Origin of the sequence: Maribacter cobaltidurans (assembly GCF_002269385.1) — a bacterium.
GTDB lineage: Bacteria > Bacteroidota > Bacteroidia > Flavobacteriales > Flavobacteriaceae > Maribacter > Maribacter cobaltidurans.
This window is the reverse complement of the sequence record NZ_CP022957.1, coordinates 3,135,120-3,160,109: the sequence shown is the minus strand read 5'-3', so window position 1 is coordinate 3,160,109 and position 24,990 is coordinate 3,135,120. Positions and strand designations below refer to the sequence as shown.

Genomic DNA, 24,990 nt, shown 5'->3' with positions numbered 1-24,990 from the left:
TGTTTTGAATTGGTTACTTATGATAATAAGACACAGTTTGCGTAAAAAGGTCACCCTCTAAAAATTATTATGAATTCCAAAAATAGGTTAAAGTTTCTGTTATTGTTATCTTGAACTATAAATCATAATCGCAATGAAAAAAACCTTCGTTTTACAAATTCTCCTTTTGATTTTAATAAGTAGTTGCAAAAGCAATGGGAAAAAGGAGCAAGAACAAGAAATGGTTGAAAAAGAAAATACCATATTGGAAAAAATAGCCCAAGCCAACGGATATGACAATTGGAGGAACATAGAGCGCATAAAGTTCACATTTAACGTAGATAGGGATTCTTCCCATTTTGAGCGCACTTGGCAATGGAACCCCAGAACCAATGATGTAGTTTTCATGACCCACGAGGATACGCTTAGTTATAACCGAAAAGAAATGGATAGTGTAATCGCAAAAACGGATGCCGGTTTCATTAATGACAAATATTGGATGTTGGCGCCCTATCAATTGGTCTGGGACCAAAACAGTTTCACTTATGAACACCAAGATGCCGTTCAAGCTCCCATGAGCCAGGATACCTTGCAACAATTGACCATCGTTTATGGGAACGAAGGTGGATATACGCCGGGTGATGCCTATGACTTTTATTTTGGAGATGACCATGTCATCAAAGAATGGGTTTTTAGAAGAGGCAATCAAGAAGAGCCCAATATGGTAACCAGTTGGGAAGACTACAAAAATTTTGATGGGCTTAATATCGCCACCATGCACAAAATGGGCGAAGGCAATTTTCAACTATACTTCACGGGAATTGAGGTAGAATAATTACAAATGATTTAGATAATTATAATAGGGTTATGAGAAATTGCCTGTTACTATTTCTTTATCTGTCTTGTACTTTACTACACTCCCAAACTGAATTTGAAGGTATCATAATGGATGCCGATGAACATACCCCTTTAGAATTTGTACATGTATTCAATAGGAACAACAGCACAATCAGCAATACCGAAGGTAGGTTCTTCATAAAAACTTTACTGGATACGGTCATTCTTTTTAGAAACGGCTATAAAAAAAAGGTACTCCTAACAGAAGCCTTGACCGACACGATCTACCTTAAAAAAAAGGTGGTGGCCCTGGACGAGGTAATCGTTACCAATGCCAAAACCATCCTTCAAAGAATCAAGGATTCCATAAATTCCAATTATTTATTGAAACCGCACATGGAAACCTTTTTCATCCGGGCTTTACTCAGAAAAAACGATAGCTTGGTTCGCATGCAGGATATGACGGGAACCTTACTACGTAAAACCTCTATTTACGGTAATGGTCTGGAAATGGAAAAAAAGGATTATCAAGTGCAATTGGCTGAAATGCGCCAATTAGGCATTATTAGAGACGAGCATGGCATATACTTTGAGCTTCCTTCGCTTTATAACATCTTTGGCGAATTTATGCGGTTGAACGCCATGGGTCCGGAGTTTGAAGTAATTGAAAAGCCCTATGAGAATAGTGAGGAGATACGGGTCGAATTCAATTCGCTTCCTTCAGAAGATGGCAGTAGTGCGAAGGGCCACTACATTATCAACGGAGAAAACAATGCCATTTTATCTTTTGAAGTTGTTAGCCAAGGAGCTATAAATAGTCCTAATCCAGCAGAGGATAAATATTCCCATTTTCTTAAAGGAAGTTCTTCCATGTATTTTAAGGAAAATGCGGAAAAAGGGCTTTATTATCTGCATAGGGCAAAACGTACGTTTTCCTTAGAAGTAAAAACGGAACAACATCCTATGCCCGATGTTTACGATATGGAAATCACCTTATACACCCCAGAAAGCTTTGGCAATGAAAAGATAAAAAGCAACGTCAATGAGCACAAGGATATTTTTAAGTTAAAACATCCGTACAATGCAGATTATTGGGAGCAACAGTCCTGGCTTCCCCTAACGGAGGAAATCAAAAAGTTTATCGATACCATGGGACAGGGAACCTTGGGGTTAAAGACAAGAGGTAACATGAATTGAGGCAAACATACCTATCACCTCCCCTATCCCCTTCTTTTCTTGAGAATGGCCGTCGCCCCAAGAATAAACAAAGCCACTCCCAAAAGCACTATAAAACTTGTTTTAAGGGAATAATTGTCCGCCAAAAAACCCAAAATAGGTGGAGCACACAGGAAACCGGAATATCCGGCACCAGCGATAAAGGAAACGCCTTTGGAAGATTCTACACCCTTTACATTTCCGCCTATTCTAAACAATTCCGGCACCATAGCGGAAAAGCCCAGACCACAGATTGCAAAACCCGTAATTGCCATGTACGTGGATGTGGTCAAGACCAAAACATACCCGATAATACTTAACAAAGTACCCAAGGCCACCATTTTTACCGACCCGATACTGGCGCTTACCCCATCACCCAAAAACCGACCTAAGGTCATCGTCACCTGAAAACCTAAAAATCCGGCACCCCATAAGGCTTCAGGGGCCAAACTGACTTCTTTTAGGTACAAGCCGCTCCAATCCACAATGGCACCTTCGCTCCCCATGGCAATAAAGGAAATGAGCCCCAACAATAATAAGGGTTTAAACAATTTCAAGCTAAAAGTATCCTTTTCAATGGTAGCTGCAATTTCATTTACATAGTTTTTATGGAATATGAAATTAACAATGAACACTAGGGTAATCGCCATGGCCATATGAAGCACTGGATTATCCAAAGGTCCAATCAAAAAGCTTCCCAAACCTGCCAAAACGCCCCCCAAACTATAGAACCCATGGGAAGCCGACATAAATTTTGCGCCATCCTTTTTTTCCAGTTCCGTGACCAAGGTGTTCATGGATATATCCGTAAACCCATTGGAAGCACCGAACAAAAACAGACTACCCATCAGCATATAATAGTTAGGACTCAAAAGCGGTAAAATAGCGGTACAACAACTAATAAGTACACCGTACCAAGTCGCCTTCCCTACCCCAATTCGATTAATGATGGATGACGCAAAGGGAAAAACGATAAACACCCCAAGTGAAAGACAAAAAATGGCAATTCCCAATTGGGACTTATCTATTCCAAGATTTTCCTTTACCGTAGGAATATAAATGGCCCAGGTCCCAAAAAGAATATTGATACTTGCAAAAACCCATGAGGGACCAAAATACCGTGCATTCAAGAAAATTAATCCTAGTGACCTCATCCAAGTGTATTAATCTTTATTCAGAATACCTTCTTTCAATATTTGTCCAAAACGATACATTTCCTCAAATGAACAATAAAAAGGGGCCGGTGCCAAACGTATCACATTAGGTTCACGCCAATCAACGATTACCCCATGGTCCATGAGATAGTTGAACAATACTTTACCTTGTCCATGCAGGAAAACGGAAAGTTGACAACCCCTCTCCTGGGGGGTAATAATTTCAAAACTGCTATCAACATCTTTATCGATTTCCCCTAAAACAAACTCCAAATACGACGTGATGGATTTTTGTTTTTCAATCAGGGCCTGCATCCCCACTTCTTCAAAAAGTTCCAATGAAGCTAAATAAGGTGCCAGCGATAGGACAGGGGGGTTACTGATTTGCCAGGCATCTGCATTGGACATGGGCTCAAACTGCGGCTTCATTAAGAACCGTTCCTCTTTTTTGGTACCCCACCAACCCTCGAACCTTGGAATGTCCTTTCTGTTCAAATGTCTTTCATGTATAAATACGCCTGATGCATTTCCAGGCCCACTGTTCATGTACTTATAACTGCACCATGCGGCAAAATCGGCATTCCAATCATGGAGTTCAAGCGCAACGTTACCAACGGCATGGGCCAGGTCCCAACCCACATTTGCCCCAACGGCCTTACCAGCCTCGGTAATCGCCTTCATATCCATAACCTGTCCATTATAATAATTAACGCCACCAATCAGGACCAGGGCAAGCTCATCCCCTACTTCATCAATTTTAGCCAGAATATCCTCAGTCCTCCAATAATGCTCACCCTCCCGTTTTTTAACCTCAACGATGGCATTTTCAGGGTCAAAACCATGAAACCTTACTTGACTTTGGAGCATATATTGATCACTGGGAAATGCCTTTTCCTCACATACTATTTTGTACCGTTTTGGATTTGGGGTATAAAAGGAAACCATAAGCAAATGGAGATTTACGCTCAAAGTGTTCATCACGGTGATTTCTTCAGGGCGGGCGCCTACCACTTTGGCCAAAGGATTGGCTAGCCGCTCATGATAGTCCCACCATGGTCTGTTTGCATAAAAGTGTCCCTCTACGGCCAATTCGGCCCAATCCTTCATAATCTCGTCCACAAATTCTTTAGAGCGTTTTGGTTGTAGTCCCAAAGAATTTCCTGTGAAATAAATAACCTCTTTACCTTTTACCTTAGGATAGACAAACTCATTGCGGTATTTGGCCAATGGGTCCCTTTTATCCAATTCTTGGGCAAATTCCAGGGTATTTTCAAACTTCATAGATCTTTATTTTTAAGGGAAAACCAACTCAGAGGATGATGTTATTACTTTAGGTTGATGCCCTTGATATTTTATTTTCTTGTATATCCTGTAAAAGTAGGGATATACCATTGAAAGAAAATCATTGTTCTTATCAGATTTTGGGTTAGGCATCTGGCGTAAACCTCATTTCTATAATATGCCTTTTGAATCCAACCTTTTCATACGCTTTTAACGCTGGCTCATTGTCATCATAGACAGTGAGCCGGATTTCCTTAAGGTTTTTGGACCAAACCCAAGTTTTAAGTTCCTCTATTATTTTGGCATTGATGCCTTGTCCCCTATACTCAGGAACAGTATACATAAATCCCAAGTATCCATAATGGGTATGGTCCAAGTAATGCCTTGCCTCCTTAATTACTGCATATCCACTAGCTACCAACCTTTTACCTATACATGCCACAAACACCTGGGCATCTTTGGAAGTTATCAATTCCCTGAGGTCATAATAACTAATTTCCCCTTGCCTAATGGTGGGGTCGAATGGGCGTTCTGCTAAAATGACTTCCTGCTCAAATTTTAATAGCGTCTGCAGGTCATGGATGTCGGCCTCTCGTATGGTCACCCCATTTTCCATTTTACTATTTTCCATTCTTTAAAAATAATGCTTAAAAAGGTATTTTTGTAAAAAGAAATCCATGCATTTTATATCTAAGGTACTGGAGGATTACCTAGCCGATCATTCACAGGAAGAACCCGAAATATTACAGGAACTTACCAGAGAAACTCATTTAAAAGTGATTCAGCCCAGAATGCTTACCGGTCGATTCCAAGGAAGGGTCCTGAGTCTGATTTCTAAAATCATAAACCCTAAATATATTTTGGAAATAGGTACCTATACGGGCTATTCTGCTATTTGTCTGGCCGAAGGATTACAAGAAAATGGGCAATTGCATACCATTGACGTGAATCCGGAACTCCATGAAATTCAACGCACTTATTTTGATAAGAGCGGAAATGGGGAACGAATACATCAGCATGTTGGAGATGCCCTAGAAATCATTCCATCCTTGGACCTTACATTCGATTTGATATTTATTGATGCGGAGAAAAAACAATACGACAATTATTTTGAAGCAGTATGGCCCAAAACAAGACCGGGAAGTGTCATCCTTTCCGACAATGTACTTTGGTCAGGAAAAGTAGTGGAACCCTTGGATGAAAAAGACAAAGCCACAAAAGTCTTATTGGATTACAACAAAAAATTGAGCAATCATCCCAAATTGGATACCGTGTTATTGCCCATTAGGGATGGTTTAACGCTAAGTAGGGTAAAATAAAGGACTTATAAACGGCATGGAACATCCAGGCCGTGCATATTCCAACCAAGGCCCCTGCAATCACATCCAACGGAAAGTGTACCCCCAAATAAATGCGGCTTAGTATAAATAAAATGGGCCATACGTAGAATATCCAAGTCCACCGGAAACGGTGTCTCAAAGAGAGATAAATGAAAGTGGTAACCGAGAAGGACATAGATGCATGTCCTGAAAAGAAGCTATAGTTTTTGGGGTTTCTTAGGACTCTGATCAATGACCGTATTTCTTCATCGTTGTTAGGTCTAACCCTCTCCACCCCCAATTTGGTGAAGTGGGTCAATGTATCCACAAACAAAATCATGGCTCCAAGAACCAAGAGCAGCACTATGACCTGTCTCCATTGAAATGCCCAAAAGATTAAAAGAAGAAAGACTAAAAAAAGTGGAATCCAAGGAGGGTATTTCGTTACGGTATCCCAAAAGGGGTCATATTTTTCAACACCAAGATTATTTAGGTAAACCAATGTTTCACGATCCCATTCCAAAAGCCAATCTAGCATAGGCCTGGGGCTTACTTTCGCTTAATGGTACCGGAGATGTCCCCTATTTTTTTTCCGACATCACCAAACTCTTTTTTGATATCCTTGCTGATACCGGAATCTATACTGCTCTTTACGTCATCTATATCCTTTTGGATATCCGTAATAACACTGGTATCTATACCTTGTTTATCGGCGCTCCGTTGAATTTCCCTTTTGATATCATCCGTAGCATCCCTTAATTGTCTCATGCCTTTTCCCAATCCCTTGGCAATACCAGGAATTTTATCCGCTCCAAAAACCATCACCACAATGAACATGATGAAAAATATTTCGGCACCACTTATGAATAAAAAATGTATTGAAATCATACTACAAATATAATCAAGTTTGGATGCGCAATAAAAAAGCCCTGTTCTTTAACAGGGCTTTTTACAAAAATTTCTTGATTATTTTCCTTTGATATTTTCCTTGAACTTGTCAAAGTCGTTTTGTTCTTCCTTCTTAGGCCAGAAATTATTAGTGGTATCTATATCTGCGGTTTCCATTTTGGGATCCACAACGACACCCGTTAGTTCACTGGTAGAGGAGATGACCAAACTCACTTCGTCATCGTTCTTTCTCCAAATTTCTGCCGGATAGGTGATATTTTGGGTCGTACCATCCGCATAGGTATATTCTACGATCAACGGCATTGGTATTCCTCCAGGTTTGTCATAAGTAATCTCATAGAAATATTTGGGCTCCTTAACCTTGGCGCGCTCTTCGGCCGTCATATTGTCCATCATAAACTCCTTTAGCGTCTTTGAACTTTCTGTTGGAGATTTCCCTTTAAGGTTCGGGTCAAAATCCTCACTATCCTCTTCGGCCAAATAGACCAATGGTGGCAAATCTGCTTCGGTCATGTTTCGGGCCGCCATATATTCCTGCATCTTTTTGGTCGGCTTATCCGTGACATAGTATTTCTTGATACCTTTTACTCCTATATCTACGTAATCCGTAGTATAGAACCATCCCCTCCAATAGTAATCCAAATCAACTGCCGATGCATCCTCCATAGTCCTAAAGAAATCCTCTGGAGTAGGATGCTTGAACATCCATCTTTGGGCATAGGTCTTAAAGGCATGGTCAAAAAGCTCCCTTCCCATAACCGTTTCTCGCAAAATATTCAATGCGGTAGCTGGCTTTCCGTAGGCATTGGGACCTAATTGATATACGTTTTCCGGATTGGACATGATAGGCGAAATTGTACTTTGGTCACCACTCATGTAAGGAACGATTTTGGCAGGATCTCCCCTTCTTGAAGGATACTTGTCATTTGGCGCAATAGCTTCTGGATAAGCTTCTCCAAATTCCTGCTCCGCCATGTATTGCATAAAGGTATCCAAACCTTCGTCCATCCAACCCCACTGACGCTCATCGGAGTTAACGATCATAGGGAAGAAGTTATGTCCAACCTCATGGATAATTACACTGATCATACCATATTTTACCCTATCGGAATAGGTGCCGTCCTCATTGGGCCTACCATAGTTCCAGCATATCATGGGATATTCCATACCCTGATTTTTGGCATGTACCGAAATTGCTTTTGGGTAGGGATAATCAAATGTGTGCGAAGAATACGATTTTAAGGTGTGCGCCACGGCCTTGGTAGAATATTCCTCCCAAAGCGGGTTACCTTCTTTTGGATACATGGAAACCGCCATGATATCCCTATTCCCCATTTTTACCGCTTGCATATCCCAAATAAACTTTCTTGAGGTAGCAAAGGCAAAATCCCGGACATTTTCTGCTTTTAATTTCCAGGTTTTGGTTTTGTCCGAAAATCCTTTTTCAGCAGCTTCAGCTTCTTCCTGCGTTACGATGATTACAGGTTTGTCATATGATTTTAAGGCTTGCTCGTAGCGCTTCATCATTTCCTTGGTATAGACTTCCTTTCTATTTTGAAGTACCCCGGTACCATCCAAAACGTGGTCTGCCGGTACGGTGATGTTCACTTCATAATTTCCAAAAGTAAGGGCAAATTCGCCGCTACCCCAGAACTGATGGTTTTGCCAACCTTCAACATCGCTGTAAACGGCCATTCTTGGAAAAAACTGCGCGATTACATAGGCACGATTACCGTCCTTAGCAAAATATTCATACCCAGAGCGAGCACGGTTTACCGTATGATCGGGTATATTATAGTTCCATTTTACGGAAAACGTATATTGCTCACCACTTTTGAGCGGAGTTGGAATATCCACACGCATCATGGTAAAATTAATGGTATATGGTAAGGCCTTGCCTGAAGCATCCTTTACATAATCTATATTGAAACCACCGTCAAAAGGTTCTCCCATATGCTTTGAGGCAAAAGAACTTGGCGGCTCTGCCAATTGAACTCCATTCCCATTTCTCAATGGTGCCTTGGAATCCTTAGCACGAACGTTCTGATCTAACTGTAACCAAAGGTACTCTAGGTCATCTGGAGAGTTATTGGTATAGGTAATGGTTTCCTCACCAAAGATTTTGGCATTCTTATCATCCAAGGTAATGTCCATCTTATAATCCGCCTGCTGCTGATAATAATCCGGGCCTGGCGCTCCGGATGCGGAACGATAGGTATTTGGGGTAGCAAATTCCTCATACAACTGCTTGAATTTACTTTGATTGTAATGGCCAGGCTCCCTTTTCTGTTGCTCCTGTTCCTGTGCAAAGGAAACGGCGGCGAACAGAAATAAAAGAGAGGCAAAAGTGTATTTAAATCTTCTCATTATTTGTTAATTTTTTATCCGCGGGAAATTAAAGTTTTTTAAAGAATTTCTTAACATACGTTATAAATTTAACATTCCTTTAGTATCGGATTTTATTAGTACATAACTCTTTTTCTCACCCTCGATCTTAAAGTGGACTACGTTCTGCTGTTCATCGAACATGTCCATCAGCATTTCATTGGTAATGGCAATGGTTGAAACCTTGGGGAGGTCTATCTTGGGTACTTCCAAATAACATATGATCATATCGGTATCATACTTTTTTCCCAATAGGGTATAGGGCACTGTTTTGCCGTCTATTTCAACAATGAACTTGGAGCGCAGGTACTTTTCAAAATACTCGCGGTCCATTTCAGATTCTGATTTGGTTCCCAATTTGGGCTGAATACCGTAACGTTCCTTTAATACCGCATTCATGTCGTCCAAAAAAACACGGGTAATGATCTGCAGGGCATCGTCCTTTTCAGAGTATCCCACATTGGTGACACTAATATAGAATTTGTGCGCCACGGTAAAGGCCAAAAGTGGCAAAAGAAAAAGGAAGAGCGCTTTTTTCAAATGTTTCATTGTTGTGTGTTTATTACTTTTAAGCAAACGATATGCCAAAAAAAGGGCTAGTCCAAACCATTGTTAGTCCTATAGACCAAACTTCTTTGTTCCAAGTATTCCCAGATTTTAAAAAGGTCATGGGTGTCCACTATTTTTTGAAAAGCTGTATCCACTTCACAAAAGTAAAAAAAGTCATCTGTCTTATTTTCGGGAATCTTAAGTTTAGTACGGTATAGGGAATCTGCATAAAACTCCCTTACGCGTTCCGTCCTACTGTAGATTTTATCGCGCTCCACCCGTTTTTTTAGCATTTTGGTCCTTCCTGTTATTGAATTTATTATTGGATCAAAGGCCAATTTGGCCCCTTCGAAAGGTATATAAGAAGCACTTCGCAGTAATCGTTCGCTTTGCGTCATTTTTTTTACATAAGCATTTGGAAGTTCCAAGGTAGAGGCCGTGACCACAGGTTCCGTATCCAATCTTTCCAAATCCTTTGAAATGTTGCCCGATAGATTATACGGGGTAACGATCACCTCATCCAATTCTTCCAAAGCTTCGTCCAACGGGACGACGACAGTAGTACTTTCAAAAATGGATGGGGTTACTATAATTTGTTTCTTCTTGAGCTGCACGGCGGAAAAGACCAAGGTGTCATTCATTCTGACCGGAATACTAAAAAATCCGTTTATATCCGTAATAGTGGCCCTTTGGGTGGTAAGGTTCATAACGTGGGTAGCGGCCACGTCACCATCGGTACTGGTCACCCGGCCCTCCAGATTTTTGGTTTTTCCGGATTGTGCCAAAACAAAGACCGGAAAAAAAAGACTCAAAAGGAACTTATTCCTCATCCAATGTTTCCCGAAAAGACTTACTTAGATTCACCAGGGAATCGATCAACTGAAACTCGTTTTCCTTCCTTAATAAAGACCTGGCCGGTAGCTTTTGGTCACAATAAGTCAAAAATGGTTCTATCTGACTTTGGGTCAGCTTTAGGTCCTCCACAAAAAATCGAGTGTCATATATCCTTCTCAGTACATCGCTTACCGCTACTTGTGGGCCCTTTTCCGGTGCCTCTGCCTTCGATTTAAAAATGGCCTTAAAAATATTCACGAAATTCAGTCCGTCCTGCATGCCCCTATCCGTTTGGGAAAGGGCTATATTCTCCACCTCCGTGGACCTATCGATTTCATATTCCACCTGCTTGAACTCCTCGTTCTTCAATTGCAGATAGCGCTCTTCGTTTTCTGGCGTGACCACTACCTCGTCCAGTTCCGTAATTTTCTCGTCCACGCTTACAATAACCCTGTTTTTCTCTAGAATTTCTGGAGTGATTTTCACAATTTGATATTGGTAGTTTACGGCGGTAAAGATCAGCTCATCGCCTTCTTTTACACGAATGGCAAATTCCCCTTCCTCATCTGTCACCGTGGCTTCCTCACTGGTAGAATTGATTACATATTCGTTGGCCACATCCACATTTTTGTACAACACATGACCATAAATAATTCTACGTCCATCATCTTGGGCAAACGAATAGGAGATGGAAAGGAACAAAAGGAACGAGAGTAGATTCTTGGCCATATTTAGGTTTGTATATCATTGCCAAAGATAGGCAAGAAGGTTTATAGCCATAAATTACGCACATGTACGTGTTTTAAAAAAAATCCGACAAATAAACTTTTGTTAATTTCTTTGACTTCAACCAAAACCCCTATGTAATACCTTGAAGGATACCGGGTTAAAACATTCACTTTAACCGATATAGCTTACATTTTATCCCAAAGAGCCATCTTTTTAGCTATAAAAAAAGGTTTGGCCTAGAGATAATCCTATTTTTGTTTTCCCACTATATTTAAGACAGATTCCGCTATATGAAATTGGCCATAACATTTAGAGATACCCTACCCCGGATGTTGCATGGCGAATTACATCTGACGCATAAAAAACAATAAAATTCTACAGATGAAACGTCTCCTAATACTATCCTTTATATTGTCCTTGGTAACGAACGAAGCCCTTGGACAGGTTAAGATCGGTGATAATCCACAGACCATAGATCCAGCTTCCGTTTTGGAACTGGAAAGCAACTCCAAAGTCTTGGTGATTACCAAGGCGACTACCGCACAAATGGAAACAATTGCGCCACAGCGTGGGGGAATGGTGTACAATACGGATACCGAATGTATCCATTACTTTGATGGCACCCAATGGGTGAACCTTTGCGATGCGGTTAGCTTCAATATTACCAACGATCCCATTGAAAACCTTAGAAGCACCATAGCCATCACCCAAACCCCAAATAGTTATAATCTGGAAGTGGCTCCCAATAGTATTCGAAGTGAACAAATTGTGGACGAAAGTATCAATGGTGTTGACCTACAGGACAATTCCATAGGCCGTAACAAATTGGGAGATGCTGCAGTAGGGCCGGAAGAATTGGCCACGGAATCCGTGGATTCCGACGCGATTATCGATGGCACTATCCAAACTCGGGACTTTGCCGCAGACATTCCGGACCAATTACTGACTACCGACCCCAATGGTATAGTGGCTTGGCAGGATCAAAACGATATTTATGAACTTAGTTTTTCAAAGGCCGATACTACGTTGACCATTAGACCCTCCACGGGCCTAGGAAACAATATGGTTAATTTGGGGGCATTAATTGGATCTGATGATCAGGCAATCGAAGTTTTTAATTTTAATTCTGGTAATGGACAACTTACCCTAACATTAGAAGATGGGGGTACGGAGACAGTAAATTTAGGTGGATTAAGCACAGTAGAAGTAGATGGAATTATTGGAAATGAAATAACTGATGCAACGGATGCGACCTTGATACGTGCCGGAGCAGGAAACGCTGCAAACCCTTATACCTTGGATGTAGCACCCTTAGGAATTGGGACTGCAGAACTGGCAAACAACTCCGTAAACAATGCCAAACTGGCAAACAACGCTGTACAATCTGTAAATATTGCTAATGGAACAGTAGCAACAATTGATATTGCTCCATCCGCCCCGGCACCAGCAAATACACAGATACTTTCAACCAATACTGCCGGTGTCGTAGAATGGATTGATGTACCTGAAGGTGCAGCAGAGATAGATGGGATTATTGGGAACGAAGTCTCGGCCGTTGCCGACGCAACACTTACCCTCACTGGGGTCGGAACAGCTGGTGACCCACTAACTATAGATGTTGCACCTTTAGGAATTGGCACGGCAGAACTGGCAAATAATTCTGTGAACAATGCCAAACTTGCCAACGATGCTGTTCAATCTGCTAATATATTGGATGGCACAATTGCTACCGGAGATATCGCACCGGCTGCAGCTACTCCAGCAAACACTCAAGTTTTAACAACAAGTACAGCTGGTATAGTTGGCTGGATTGACCTACCAACAGGTGGTACGGGAACTACGGAATTGGCCGATCAAGCAACAATAACAGGTGACGGAACTTTAGGAAATGAATTTACCGTGGGTACGATTGGTTCAGCTCAAATTACCAATGCCACCATTTTGTTGGAAGATTTAGGTCAAAACGGGGCGGGGGACGGACAGGTTTTGAAATGGAATAATACCTTGGGAGAATGGCAACCAGCAAATGATAATAATGGTGGAGGTACTGGTATATCAGACACCGACGCCAACGACGGGCTATCGAACTTCAGTGTAACCACGGGATACAACATAAACGTGGACGGTACCACAATCGAACTCGCCACCGATGCACTGCAAATCGCCGACGACGGCGTGGACGCCACGAAGATAAATGCGGACGTCGCAGGCAACGGGCTCAACCAGAACGCCTCCGGTGCTTTGGAAATCACCCCCGGAACGGCCGAGGACCAGATACTTAAATGGAACAACACATCGGGAACCTGGGAACTTGACACCGATGTGGCCGGCAGCGCGGTCACCGACACCGACACTAACGACGGACTTTCGGATTTCAATGCGACAACTGGGTACGACCTGAAGGTCGACGGAACGACCATCGAGCTAAACGCCGATGTATTGCGGATAAACGACAACGGCGTGGACGCAACCAAAATCAACCCGGACGTAGCAGGCAACGGGCTCAACCAGAACGCCTCCGGTGCTTTGGAAATCATCCCCGGAACGGCCGAGGACCAGATACTTAAATGGAACAACACATCGGGAACCTGGGAACTTGACACCGATGTGGCCGGCAGCGCGGTCACCGACACCGACACTAACGACGGACTTTCGGATTTCAATGCGACAACTGGGTACGATATAAATGTCGACAACACAACCATCGCCGTAAACGCCACGGACCAACTCGAAGTGCCGGACGACGCGATAACCGCCGACAAGATAAACGGCAACGTGGTCGGCAACGGGCTCAACCAGAACGCCTCCGGTTCTTTGGAAATCATCCCCGGAACGGCCGAGGACCAGATACTTAAATGGAACAACACATCGGGAACCTGGGAACTTGACACCGATGTGGCCGGCAGCGCGGTCAACGACACCGACACTAACGACGGACTTTCGGATTTCAATCCCACCACCGGCTACGACCTGAAGGTCGACGGAACGACTATAGAAACCGTTGCTGATGAACTTCGGGTTAAGGGGTCGGCAACCGACGGACAGGTGCTCACAACATTAGGGGGCGTCGCCACCTGGGAAAATTTAACAAATCCAGTAAATACAGGAGCAATTTTGTTTTCCGATGGAAATGGGGGTGTTAACGAAAATGTTGCTCAACTTAATTGGGATGGAAATAGCTTGGGGATTGGTGTTGCTAGCCCTACTGCTCAACTCCAAGTTGCTAATCAAATTAGAGCAGGGTCCTTTTCTGGTCCTGACACAGGAGGTTCAGCTGCTTTGCCTACATACCGTTTTAACAGCACAACAAAAAATGATGGCATGTTTCAACCTGGCGAAGATGAAATCGCATTTTCAGCTGGTGGTAATGAAGGCTTGAGAATTCTAGGAAATGGCAATGTTGGAATTGGAGTTACGGTTCCCCAACAAAATTTACACGTTGCTGGTAATATTCGAACAGATGGGAGTTTTCTTTCGAATGATAACATTATTGGAGTACCAGATTATGTCTTCCAAAAATACTTTTTAGGAGTGTCCAACTTAAACAGTGAATACCAATTTCAATCTTTAAAGGAAATTGAAAGTTTTATCAAGAAAAACAATCATTTACCCGGTGTAACTTCAGCTAAGACGGCCAAAAAAGAAGGGGCTTGGAACTTGAGCAAATCCAATCTTCAAAACTTGGAAAAAATAGAGGAACTTTTCCTCCATACCATAGAACAGGAAAAGAAGATTGAGACCTTACAGGAAGAAAACAAAGCACTTTCCAGGGAATTGGACGCCTTAAAAGAACAAGTAAAAGCCATTCAACACCTATTAGCCAAAGAAAATGAATAGAGCTCTCAACATCATCGCGTTCTTTTCCTTGGTTTGTGTTACGGCCCAGACCGCGCTATATAACAATGGCAACATCCGTATCCATGAGGGGGGTAACTTAGGTTTCCATACGGATTTTATCAATGACTCCCCTTTTGATGGTAACAGGGGCCTTGCCGGTTTCTATGGAACCGACCTGTCCGTTTTTGGGAGTATAGTCCCCATGTTTTATGATGTAGAGGTTGCCGTGGACAATGACTTAATTTTAAACCTTGGTCTGGATACCAACAACAACACCAATTTTATCCTGGGGGATATCTATACCCCAAAATCCAACAGTGCCGTCTATTATAATTTTTTGACGGACGCCTTTTACAATGGGGACGGCAATCTTACCAAAATAAATGGTTATGCGGCCATCACCAACCAACAGAATTTTTTGTTCCCCGTGGGCGATGTGGAATTTTTAAGGCCCTTGACCTTGAACTCCGAAGCTGCGAATCCCTTTGCCAAGTGCGCCTATTTTTTTGACAACCCCGGTACTCAGGGGGTCATTCCGGGCAATTTTGATACCTCAGTCCTGGATGTTGACATTGAGGCCGTTTCCACTTTGGAATTCTGGCGTTTGGAAGGCAGTATTCCATCTACCGTATCCATTTCCTGGAACGAACGAAGCAATCTCACCGCCCTTACGGATGATCCCACAAAAATAATTCCCGTAGGTTGGAGCAAAATTTCACAGCGCTGGATCAATTTGGAGGTCGGTATGGTTACCGGCACCTTGGACCAAGGGTTTGTAACCACCGAAACCTTTGTCCCCGATGAGTATGAAATTATTACACTTGGCGTTTCCCAAATACCTTTTGAACCTTTGGCCAAGGATGTACCCACCTTGGACAACTTTTTTATATCTCCAAATGGGGACGGCATCAATGATCGCTTTTACGTGGAGGAATTGGAGGAATCCCCAAACAACATGGTACGAATCTATGATCGTTTTGGGCTGAAGGTTTTTGAAAAGGAAAACTATGTGGACGAATTTGTGGGAATGTCCAATGTGGACAACTTCGTAATCAGTAGGGAGGATGGCCTTCCCATTGGAATTTATTTTTATACCATAGATATGTTGGACCTTGATTTGAAATACCAAGGTTTTCTATACTTGGCCAGATAACGGAAAAAATACATTTTGAATAAAGTGGGAACGCTTAAAAGCGGGTAATAATCCCGTTCGTTTGAACGTTATATACCTATCGTGGACTTTGTTTAAAACAAGTCCACCCGATTTATTTGCTTAATTTTAAAAAGTATATATCCATATAACGGAAACAAAACCAAAATGAAGAGAAGGTCTTTTATCCAAAAAAGTAGTGGAGCCGCATTAGGGCTTTCATTGCTCCCTAATATTTTGATGCAGGAAGCCGAATATTCCATAGCTGAACTTATGGGAAAGGCCCCTATTGAACTTTATGGAAAGGATATTAACCTAAGGAAGGAAGCCCATGATGCCTTTTTGGATATGAAAAAAGCTGCATACTCCGATGGTATCGATTTGAAGATCGTTTCCAGTTTTCGGGATTTTAGTAGACAGGAAGGTATATTTGAACGAAAGTATATCACCTATACTGATGAAGGTATGGAACCCATGGCCGCCATTGAAAAAATTATAGAATACTCCACCATTCCGGGAACCAGTAGGCACCATTGGGGTACCGACGCCGATATCATTGACGGTTACAGAAATGTAGAGGGCGATGTACTGGATCCTGAAAAATATGGTAACGGAGGTCCTTATGAGGACTTTAAGTTATGGATGGACGAGAATTCAGAAACTTACGGTTATCACTTGGTCTATACGGACGACCCTAAAAGAAGGGGATTTAAATACGAGCCCTGGCACTACAGCTATGCCCCTCTATCCATTCCGATGTTGGAAGCCTACAGAGGTTTCAACGTAATAGCCCTTTTGGAAAAGGAGGAATTTTTTGGCGCAGAACATTTTACCCGCGCCTTTCTCAGAAGCTACATACAGAACAATATTTTGGACATAAATAGGTCTCTTCTTTAACGCCATTGCTGGATGGTATAAGAAAAAGGTTACCAATGCCCTGGAGATAAATTGAAAATTGATGATTTTGGTGTCTTCTTATGATTCAGGCTGCTATGGTACATATGAAATGATCAAGTTTATGAAAAATTAAGGGCCACCCCTTGGCCAAATCTTGTTCCCGAGTTTCAGAGTACACATCCAAATCCAAAAAATAGAATAGAAAAATTAGGGACGCCATTGAAAAATATAAAGCAGAAGTATAAACGTTAATTTTTGCGGATAATCGGATATATAACATCAATGCCTCTTTCTTTTTACTATATTTAGCGTTCCCGAATTACTTTACTATTAAAATTTAACCCTTATAGCTTTGATTTAGTAATGTATATCGATTTTTATCGGTATCTAAACGAGACACTATAATGGGAACACTAACACACTTTAAGAATCTTTACGTGGGCGCTTTTGAAAATTGCAAACCAGAAATATTGGTAGTGCTTTTGAAAGTCTATTCGGTCTTTTGCGCCTTGATGTTATTTATGGCCGTGTATGCATTCGTTTATAGGGCAGTCAATGGATTTGAATTTTAACGATTACTCTTTTACTTGAACACTATTTAGAGTATTTAAAATAAAAAGGCCCATCGAAATCGATGGGCCTTTTTTCTAATTCAAATAAACCCTACAAAATTAAGAGTTGGAATTAAGAACTTCCAATACCTCGGTTGCCTTTGACATTTCTGCGTAGTCCTTTGCCGTATAACCTTGGTCACTTTTTAGGTTCAAATTGGCACGGTTCAGCATTAACACCTTTAAAACTTCTGCTTTGTTATATCTTGCTGCATACATGGCAGGAGTCATTCCCAAGGATGCTTCATTTACGCTCTCACCTGTGGCAATCAAACTTCTTACTTTCTCAACATCGCCTTGCATTGCAGCCTTACAAAGTGAGTTGATATTATCATTTACTCGAGTTACCACAATATTATCTATATCGCCTTCTAAATTTGTATTTGCATAGGCTCCTGAGAAGGTCAAAATTCCTAGGGAAACCATTGTTAGAATTGTATTTTTCATAATATGACTATTTAATTAAAACTATATTTTATTATATAATCAAAATTAAGCATCAATTTTTATGAATTTCTTATTTTAAGAAAACAATAGCAAAAAATTAACACTACTCATAAATTTCCATACTTTAACTTGAATATTCAGTTATTCTCTATAGCAAAAAATAATTTACGAATTAAATTCAAGCGAAAAGGGCCAACATATCAACATAGTTAGGATGTCAAAAAAGCCCTGTTCCTGCAATAAAGGGGAACAGGACTTTCGCCTTTTGATTGATGGTCTGTTACTGAAAGATTAACTGCCCAAAGCGTTCTCCAGAATGGCAAGAGCATCGGTAGCGTTGGAGAGTTCGGCATATTTAGTTACCGAAAATCCTTGATTACTTTTAATGTTCAGGTCGGCCCCATTGTCAATAAGTAATTGAAGTACTTCGGCCTTGTTATAACGTGCAGCGAACATCACAGGAGTCATTCCTAGGGATTTCTTGTTGATATCCTCACCGAGTTCAATCATGCGCTCCACGGTAGTAATATCACCTTGCATTACCGCTTTACAAAAGGAACTGATTTCATAGGCCTTAAGATTTTTCTCAATTGCGATTGGGCCATAAGCCATAGATTCTGTGGCCATGAGGCCGCCACCCATGAGTAGCATCGCCATGGACATTGTTAGGATTGTTTTTTTCATGATGAATGAATTTAATTGATGAATAGATTGTTATTATATAAATATAGACTCCTCTTATAGGATGATGTTACAGGATTAACAGTTAAATAACTAAATTTTAACAAAAGCGACAACCAACCGTTAAATCCTTTAACGATATCGCATTAAACTCTAAAAAGACTTGATGCAGACTAGTTAAACTTCAGGAATCATAGTATTTTTGAATATTAAATTTATGAGTTAAAGATGAACAAGAAAGTTATCTTAATGATATTGGACGGATGGGGTAAATCCCCGGACCCAAAAGTTTCTGCAGTAGACAAGGCAAACACGCCTTTTATAGATAGTTTATATAAGAATTATCCAAACGCCAACCTCCTTACCGATGGAATGAACGTAGGTCTGCCGGAAGGTCAGATGGGTAATAGTGAAGTAGGCCATATGAATTTGGGTGCGGGTAGAATAGTTTATCAGGATTTGGCCAAAATCAATTTGGCCGTTAAGGACAATACCTTAAAGGATGAACAAGCCCTAAAGGATGCTTTCGCCTATGCCAAAAAGAACAATAAGCCTGTACATTTTCTAGGTTTACTTAGTGATGGTGGGGTACATAGCCATATTGATCACCTAAAGGGATTGATTACAGCTGGTTCAGATTCCGGTGTAAAAGAAATGTACATTCATGCCTTTACGGATGGTAGGGATGTGGATCCTAAAAGTGGTAAAGGCTTCTTGGAGGATCTGGTTGCCTTTTGTTCAGGGAAAAATGCCAAATTAGCCTCTGTGGTAGGAAGGTATTTCGCCATGGACCGCGATAAACGATGGGAACGAGTAAAAAAGGCCTATGACGTAATGGTCAATGCAGAAGGTGAAAAATCAAAGGATATCGTACAAAGCATCCAACATAGCTATGATAACAATATCACGGACGAGTTCATAGAACCAATCGTCATGACCAATGAAGAAGGAAATCCTGTAGCACAAATACAAGATGGTGATGTGGTCATATTTTTCAACTTTAGAACGGACAGGGGACGGGAACTTACCCAAGTACTAAGCCAAGAGGACATGCATGAACAGAATATGCATAAGTTGAATCTTTATTATGTGACCATGACCAACTACGATGATTCCTTTAAAGGGGTACATGTGGTATACGATAAGGAGAACATAAAAGAAACCTTGGGCGAAGTACTTGCCAATGCCGGCAAAAAACAGATTAGGATAGCCGAAACCGAAAAATATCCCCACGTAACATTTTTCTTTAGCGGAGGAAGAGAAGTACCCTTTGACGGGGAAAAAAGGCTTTTGTGTCCCTCTCCCAAAGTGGCCACCTATGACCTTCAGCCAGAAATGAGCGCCTATGATATTAGGGATGCCATTATTCCAGAATTGGAAAAAGGGGAGGTTGATTTTGTTTGTCTCAATTTTGCCAATCCAGATATGGTGGGCCATACCGGGGTAATGGAAGCTGCAATAAAGGCCTGTGAAACCGTAGACAAATGTGCCAAGGATGTAATTACTACAGCAGTTGAGAATGACTACTCGGTCATTGTTATTGCGGATCATGGAAATTGCGAGACCATGATAAATCCTGATGGGACCCCGAATACGGCACATACGACAAACCCGGTGCCACTTATTTTGGTGGACAAGGATATCAAAAGTATTAGGGATGGTGTTTTAGGGGATATAGCCCCAACTATTCTAAAACTAATGGGTGTTGCCCAGTCGTCCTATATGACCCAAAAATCCTTAGTGGACTAGCCAAATCCAAAATAAGTTTACTTTTGCACCTATGGTAAAAATAAAATCGGCAGAAGAGATAGAACTGATGCGCGAAAGCGCACTAATTGTTTCAAAAACCTTGGGAATGTTGGCTTCGGAAATAAAACCGGGAGTCAATGCCTTGTATTTGGATCAATTGGCGGAAACCTTTATTCGTGACCACGGTGCAGAACCTGGGTTTTTGGGTATGTATGATTTCCCCAATACCCTGAATATGAGCCCAAATGCCCAAGTGGTCCATGGAATTCCAAACTCTGAGCCACTCAAAGATGGTGATATTATATCCGTAGATTGCGGAGCCTTAAAAAATGGTTATTATGGTGATCATGCCTATACCTTTGAAGTTGGGGAGGTGGCCCCGGAAACCAAGAAGTTATTAAAAGTGACCAAGGAATCCCTGTATATTGGCATAAGGGAATTTAAGGTAGGTAATAGAGTGGGTGACGTGGGGTACGCCATTCAAAACTATTGTGAAAGCCATGGTTATGGTGTAGTGAGAGAACTTGTGGGACACGGATTGGGCAAAAAATTACATGAAAGTCCAGAAATGCCCAATTATGGCAAACGAGGGCGTGGCAAAAAATTTGTGGAAGGAATGACGGTGGCCATAGAGCCCATGATCAATATGGGAACCAAGAATATAAAACAGCTCAAGGATGGTTGGACCATCCTTACGGCAGACGGAAAACCCAGTGCGCATTTTGAACATGATGTGGCCATTGTAAACGGAAAACCGGAATTGCTTTCTACCTTCCAATACATTTATGACGCCCTAGGAATTATAACTGATGAAGAGGACGAGTTTAGACATAAAAATCTACAGTCTTAGTTTTTTAAAGATAATTGAGGAACAACCTCAGTCCTTTCTGAAATAACAATTTTGGCTAATCGGTTACATGAAGAAAATCTTCAAGTTTTTTCTTAATCTCATACCAAGACCCTTTCTAATCAAGGTAAGTTATTTGGTTAGACCAATGCTTTCCATTTATTATTCCGGAAAGAGATACGAAGACCCTATCGATGGGAAGACCTTTCGCAGTTTTCTGCCGTATGGCTATGAAAACCCAAGAGAAAACGTGCTCTCCCCTTCTACCCTATCCCTGGAAAGACATAGGTTGCTATGGCTCTACCTAAAAAATGAGACCAACTTCTTTAAGGATGGCCTAAAAGTTTTGCACTTTGCTCCTGAACAGGCATTTTACAAACGGTTTAAAAATTTAAAGAATCTAGATTACACCACTACCGACCTAAATTCTCCATTGGCAGATGTACCTGCGGATATCTGTAATTTACCTTTTGAAGATGATAGTTTTGATGTAATTCTTTGTAATCATGTATTGGAACATATACCCGATGACACCAAGGCCATGCAGGAACTATATAGAATTCTTAAACCTGGTGGTTGGGGTATTTTTCAAATTCCACAGGATTTGGGCAGATTACAAACTTTTGAAGATGATACAATCACGGATAAAAAAGAAAGAGCCCGAATATTTGGGCAATACGATCATGTAAGGATTTATGGTAGGGATTATTTTAACAAGCTAAGGTCCATTGGGTTCCAGGTTGAAGAGATAGACCTGACCTTAAAAATGTCCAAGGAAGACATTGAAAAGTTCAGATTGGCCAAAGGAGAAATTATTCCCTTGGTCAAAAAATAACTACTCTACCAACAAGGACTTAAATCCTTTGGTCAAAAATTCCTTGGCTACTCCCTTTTCGTCCAAATAAATGATATAGGCCTCTAAGTTTTTATTGGAGTTAATCACTTTAAATGCTTCTGGTAGATCCATGGCCATAAAAGCCGTGGCATATGCATCTGCCGTAGCACAATTAGTAGCGAGAATGGTTACCCCTAAGGTATTTGAATTTTTTGTGTAACCGGTTATGGGGTCCACCGTATGGACATATTTTTTTCCGGTCACACTATCTATCCTAAATTTTCTGTAATTTCCAGAGGAAGCCAAAGCCCTATCCGTCAAATTAATCAACAGTTTTAATTTTCGTCCAGTGACCACTTGAGGATCATCGATACCCACAACCCAAGGTTTTTCCTTTTCCAGATTAATACCCTTGGCCACCACTTCCCCACCAACTTCTACTAAATAATTCGCAATACCCTTCCTATCAAGCATCAAAGCCAATCTATCTATAGCATATCCCTTTGCTATGGCATTAAAATCGAAATAGATATTAGGGTTATCCTTTACAATCCTATTTTCAGGAGTTATCGATACTTTATTGAAACCCACATAGTTCAACAGACTATCTACAGAGGTACTATCCATAGATACCTGATTGCCCGGACCAAAACCCCAAGCATTTACCAATACACCCACCGTAGGATCAAAATATCCCCTCGTGTCCTTGTGGACTTCCCTTGAAAGTTCAAAAACTTCCCTGAACATTTTATCAACGACAAGGAGGCTATCCCCTCGGTTTATTCTTGATATGTCGGAATCAGGTATATACGTTGATAAAGAGTAATTTACCGAAGTAAAAACAGAATCAATTTCCTTTTGGAAATTCAACTCCTCATTTGCAAAGTAGATAATATTAAATGTAGTACCTAGAGCCTCTCCCAGAGTTTGATTGCGCACGACACCATTATTGCAGGAAAATACCAAAAGCATACCTGCGATCAAAATCCATTTCCTCATCATCATTCAATTTCAATTAAACCATCATAATCTACGATGTATTCTTCATTGAGATATACAGGTAGATTGTAATCCTTGGCATTTACCAAACCTACGGGTGCATAAAAAGTCCTTGCCTCAAACTTTAAGGCATGATCCCTCATTTTATATAAATCTGCCCTAAAAAAATCCAAATCTTGGGGATCTCCTGGGTATTCAATAGCTTTTACTACTACAAAACTCATCTTTTTTTCCTTAATACATACGAATTGCGGATTTTTACGTAGCTCACTATTCACCGCCAAAAATTCGTAACCATCTTCCTCCAACCGTTTTCCTACCAAATTCATGGCCAAATTATGAAGTTCTTGTTCCGTTAATGGTTTCATATCCCTCCAGTCCGAAAAAAACCGATATGTAAGCATATCGGTTTTTCTATTGTATTGTTATCTATTCTCTTAACCTCCGAAATCGTCGAAACGAATATTTTCGTCTGGAATACCAAAATCTTCACCCATTTTCTGAACTGCCTTGTTCATTAATGGAGGTCCGCAGAAATATAATTCGATATCTTCTGGAGATTCATGTTTACTTAAATAATTGTCAATTACACAGTTATGGATAAATCCAACAAATCCATCCCCTGGTGCATCTATATCCTCTTTCACTTTCCAATTATCCTCCTCCAAAGGCTCGGATAAAGCCAAATAGAATTTAAAGTTCGGAAATTCTTTTTCCAATTCATAGAAATGGTCCAAGTAGAACAATTCCCTCTTGGAGCGTCCTCCATACCAATAACTCACCTTTCTATCTGTCTTTAATGTTTTAAACAGGTGATATAAATGAGATCTCATTGGAGCCATTCCGGCACCACCTCCAACGTAAAGCATTTCAGCATCCGATTCGTTAATGAAGAATTCACCATAAGGCCCGGAAATAACGCATTTATCACCTTTTTTCAAATTGAAAATATACGATGACGCTATACCCGGATTCACATCCATCCATCCATTTTTGGACCTATCCCATGGCGGGGTTGCAATACGTACATTCAACATAATTTCTCTTCCCTCTGCAGGGTATGAAGCCATTGAATAGGCGCGCTCCACAGTTTCAGGATTTTTCATTACCAAAGGCCAGAGATTAAATTTATCCCACTCCGCCTTAAATTTATCTGGAGTCTCATGCTCCTCGGGGTGGGCCGTAATATCAATATCCGAATATTTAACCTCGCATTCGGGTATTTCAATTTGAATATATCCCCCGGCCTTATAACCCATATCCTCGGGAATCTCCACAACAAATTCCTTTATGAACGATGCCACATTATAGTTTCTAACCACAGTGGCATCCCATTTTTTAATACCAAAAACCTCTTCCGGTATGGTAATTTCCATATCCTGTTTTACCTTGACCTGACATGCCAAACGAGCGCCTTGGTTCAGCTCCTTTTTGGAAAAATGCGGTGTTTCCGTCGGTAAGGCTTCACCCCCACCAGAAAGTACGTGACACTCACATTGTATACAGGTACCACCTCCACCACATGCAGATGGTAAAAAAACCTTTTGATTTCCCAGTGTTGAAAGCAAGGAACTTCCCGATCCTACCTCAATCTTCTTTTCCCCATTAATTGTAATGGTCACTGGCCCCGATGGGGATAATTTTTCCTTAGTGAACAATAACAAAGCCACTAATATCATTAGAAGAATTAAAAAAGCGACTACCGTAATCAATATTGTTCCGCCTGTACTTGCAGCTAAAATCATA

General features: G+C 41.1%; 24 protein-coding genes. 10 read left to right on the top strand and 14 right to left on the bottom strand.

Annotated elements, in window-relative coordinates; all coding sequences use genetic code 11:
• Positions 1–133: 133 nt before the first annotated feature.
• Together CJ263_RS13940 and CJ263_RS13935 are read left to right on the top strand one after the other, a co-directional pair.
• Positions 134–814 carry a hypothetical protein gene (locus tag CJ263_RS13940; RefSeq protein WP_094997837.1) on the top strand — a complete coding sequence of 227 codons (681 nt, stop codon included), beginning with the start codon at positions 134–136 and terminating at the stop codon, positions 812–814.
• Positions 815–846: 32 nt separating this feature from the next.
• Positions 847–2,013: a peptidase associated/transthyretin-like domain-containing protein gene (locus CJ263_RS13935; protein WP_158657166.1), complete on the top strand. Its 1,167-nt coding sequence runs from the start codon at positions 847–849 to the stop codon at positions 2,011–2,013.
• Positions 2,014–2,036: 23 nt separating this feature from the next.
• On the opposite strand, the gene CJ263_RS13930 is transcribed toward CJ263_RS13935, so the two are convergent.
• The 3 genes from CJ263_RS13930 to CJ263_RS13920 form a co-directional block, all read right to left on the bottom strand.
• Positions 2,037–3,185, bottom strand: coding sequence for an MFS transporter (locus CJ263_RS13930; protein WP_094997835.1), 1,149 nt, complete (start codon positions 3,183–3,185; stop codon positions 2,037–2,039).
• Positions 3,186–3,194: 9 nt separating this feature from the next.
• Complete coding sequence (gene kynU, locus CJ263_RS13925; protein WP_094997834.1) at positions 3,195–4,466, bottom strand: kynureninase; 1,272 nt, start codon at positions 4,464–4,466, stop codon at positions 3,195–3,197.
• 145 nt (positions 4,467–4,611) lie between these two features.
• Entirely contained in the window at positions 4,612–5,097 is a 486-nt protein-coding gene (locus tag CJ263_RS13920; protein ID WP_229702427.1) for a GNAT family N-acetyltransferase, read from the bottom strand.
• A gap of 46 nt (positions 5,098–5,143) precedes the next feature.
• On the opposite strand from CJ263_RS13920, the gene CJ263_RS13915 reads away from it, so the two are divergent.
• A complete protein-coding gene (locus CJ263_RS13915; RefSeq protein WP_094997833.1) occupies positions 5,144–5,785 on the top strand; it encodes an O-methyltransferase in 642 nt (213 codons plus the stop codon).
• Here the strand turns inward: CJ263_RS13915 and CJ263_RS13910 are convergent.
• The 6 genes from CJ263_RS13910 to CJ263_RS13885 all read right to left on the bottom strand — a co-directional run bounded on the left by CJ263_RS13910 (position 5,751) and on the right by CJ263_RS13885 (position 11,191).
• Entirely contained in the window at positions 5,751–6,323 is a 573-nt protein-coding gene (locus CJ263_RS13910) for a phosphatase PAP2 family protein (RefSeq protein WP_094997832.1), read from the bottom strand. The genes CJ263_RS13915 and CJ263_RS13910 overlap by 35 nt on opposite strands.
• Positions 6,324–6,334: 11 nt before the next feature.
• Positions 6,335–6,673: a Sec-independent protein translocase subunit TatA/TatB gene (locus CJ263_RS13905; RefSeq protein ID WP_094997831.1), complete on the bottom strand. Its 339-nt coding sequence runs from the start codon at positions 6,671–6,673 to the stop codon at positions 6,335–6,337.
• Positions 6,674–6,751: 78 nt separating this feature from the next.
• Positions 6,752–9,061, bottom strand: coding sequence for a M1 family metallopeptidase (locus tag CJ263_RS13900; RefSeq protein ID WP_094997830.1), 2,310 nt, complete (start codon positions 9,059–9,061; stop codon positions 6,752–6,754).
• A 60-nt stretch (positions 9,062–9,121) separates the two neighbouring features.
• Complete coding sequence (locus CJ263_RS13895; protein ID WP_094997829.1) at positions 9,122–9,628, bottom strand: DUF6702 family protein; 507 nt, start codon at positions 9,626–9,628, stop codon at positions 9,122–9,124.
• A gap of 47 nt (positions 9,629–9,675) precedes the next feature.
• A complete protein-coding gene (locus tag CJ263_RS13890) occupies positions 9,676–10,458 on the bottom strand; it encodes a hypothetical protein (protein WP_094997828.1) in 783 nt (260 codons plus the stop codon).
• A complete protein-coding gene (locus CJ263_RS13885; protein WP_094997827.1) occupies positions 10,448–11,191 on the bottom strand; it encodes a carboxypeptidase-like regulatory domain-containing protein in 744 nt (247 codons plus the stop codon). Before CJ263_RS13885 ends, CJ263_RS13890 begins: the two co-directional genes overlap by 11 nt.
• A 381-nt stretch (positions 11,192–11,572) precedes the next feature.
• On the opposite strand from CJ263_RS13885, the gene CJ263_RS13880 reads away from it, so the two are divergent.
• From CJ263_RS13880 to CJ263_RS21130, 4 genes are all read left to right on the top strand, one after another.
• Positions 11,573–15,028, top strand: a complete 3,456-nt coding sequence (locus tag CJ263_RS13880; RefSeq protein WP_158657165.1) for a hypothetical protein — start codon at positions 11,573–11,575, stop codon at positions 15,026–15,028.
• Positions 15,021–16,181, top strand: a complete 1,161-nt coding sequence (locus CJ263_RS13875) for a gliding motility-associated C-terminal domain-containing protein (protein ID WP_094997825.1) — start codon at positions 15,021–15,023, stop codon at positions 16,179–16,181. Before CJ263_RS13880 ends, CJ263_RS13875 begins: the two co-directional genes overlap by 8 nt.
• Before the next feature lie 165 nt (positions 16,182–16,346).
• Positions 16,347–17,075, top strand: a complete 729-nt coding sequence (locus CJ263_RS13870; protein WP_094997824.1) for a M15 family metallopeptidase — start codon at positions 16,347–16,349, stop codon at positions 17,073–17,075.
• Positions 17,076–17,479: 404 nt separating this feature from the next.
• Positions 17,480–17,647 carry a DUF6747 family protein gene (locus CJ263_RS21130; protein ID WP_188669456.1) on the top strand — a complete coding sequence of 56 codons (168 nt, stop codon included), beginning with the start codon at positions 17,480–17,482 and terminating at the stop codon, positions 17,645–17,647.
• 99 nt (positions 17,648–17,746) lie between these two features.
• Here CJ263_RS21130 and CJ263_RS13865 read toward each other — a convergent pair whose 3' ends face one another.
• Both CJ263_RS13865 and CJ263_RS13860 read right to left on the bottom strand, forming a co-directional pair.
• On the bottom strand, positions 17,747–18,133 hold the full coding sequence (locus tag CJ263_RS13865) for an ankyrin repeat domain-containing protein (protein WP_094997823.1): 387 nt from the start codon (positions 18,131–18,133) through the stop codon (positions 17,747–17,749).
• Between the two features lie 291 nt (positions 18,134–18,424).
• Positions 18,425–18,817 (bottom strand): ankyrin repeat domain-containing protein, encoded by a 393-nt coding sequence (locus CJ263_RS13860; protein WP_094997822.1) that lies wholly within the window; start codon positions 18,815–18,817, stop codon positions 18,425–18,427.
• 225 nt (positions 18,818–19,042) lie between these two features.
• On the opposite strand from CJ263_RS13860, the gene gpmI reads away from it, so the two are divergent.
• The 3 genes from gpmI to CJ263_RS13845 all read left to right on the top strand — a co-directional run bounded on the left by gpmI (position 19,043) and on the right by CJ263_RS13845 (position 22,245).
• Positions 19,043–20,563, top strand: a complete 1,521-nt coding sequence (gene gpmI, locus CJ263_RS13855) for a 2,3-bisphosphoglycerate-independent phosphoglycerate mutase (protein ID WP_094997821.1) — start codon at positions 19,043–19,045, stop codon at positions 20,561–20,563.
• 31 nt (positions 20,564–20,594) lie between these two features.
• The gene (gene map, locus CJ263_RS13850) at positions 20,595–21,413 is read left to right on the top strand and encodes a type I methionyl aminopeptidase (protein ID WP_094997820.1); all 819 of its coding nucleotides are present in this window, start codon (positions 20,595–20,597) and stop codon (positions 21,411–21,413) included.
• 67 nt (positions 21,414–21,480) lie between these two features.
• On the top strand, positions 21,481–22,245 hold the full coding sequence (locus tag CJ263_RS13845; protein WP_094997819.1) for a class I SAM-dependent methyltransferase: 765 nt from the start codon (positions 21,481–21,483) through the stop codon (positions 22,243–22,245).
• Here CJ263_RS13845 and CJ263_RS13840 read toward each other — a convergent pair whose 3' ends face one another.
• The 3 genes from CJ263_RS13840 to nqrF all read right to left on the bottom strand — a co-directional run bounded on the left by CJ263_RS13840 (position 22,246) and on the right by nqrF (position 24,989).
• A complete protein-coding gene (locus CJ263_RS13840; RefSeq protein WP_094997818.1) occupies positions 22,246–23,244 on the bottom strand; it encodes an FAD:protein FMN transferase in 999 nt (332 codons plus the stop codon). It abuts the gene before it with no gap.
• A 2-nt stretch (positions 23,245–23,246) separates the two neighbouring features.
• Complete coding sequence (locus CJ263_RS13835) at positions 23,247–23,612, bottom strand: Na(+)-translocating NADH-quinone reductase subunit F (RefSeq protein WP_094997817.1); 366 nt, start codon at positions 23,610–23,612, stop codon at positions 23,247–23,249.
• Positions 23,613–23,681: 69 nt separating this feature from the next.
• Entirely contained in the window at positions 23,682–24,989 is a 1,308-nt protein-coding gene (gene nqrF, locus CJ263_RS13830) for an NADH:ubiquinone reductase (Na(+)-transporting) subunit F (RefSeq protein WP_094997816.1), read from the bottom strand.
• Between the last annotated feature and the right edge of the window lies 1 nt (position 24,990).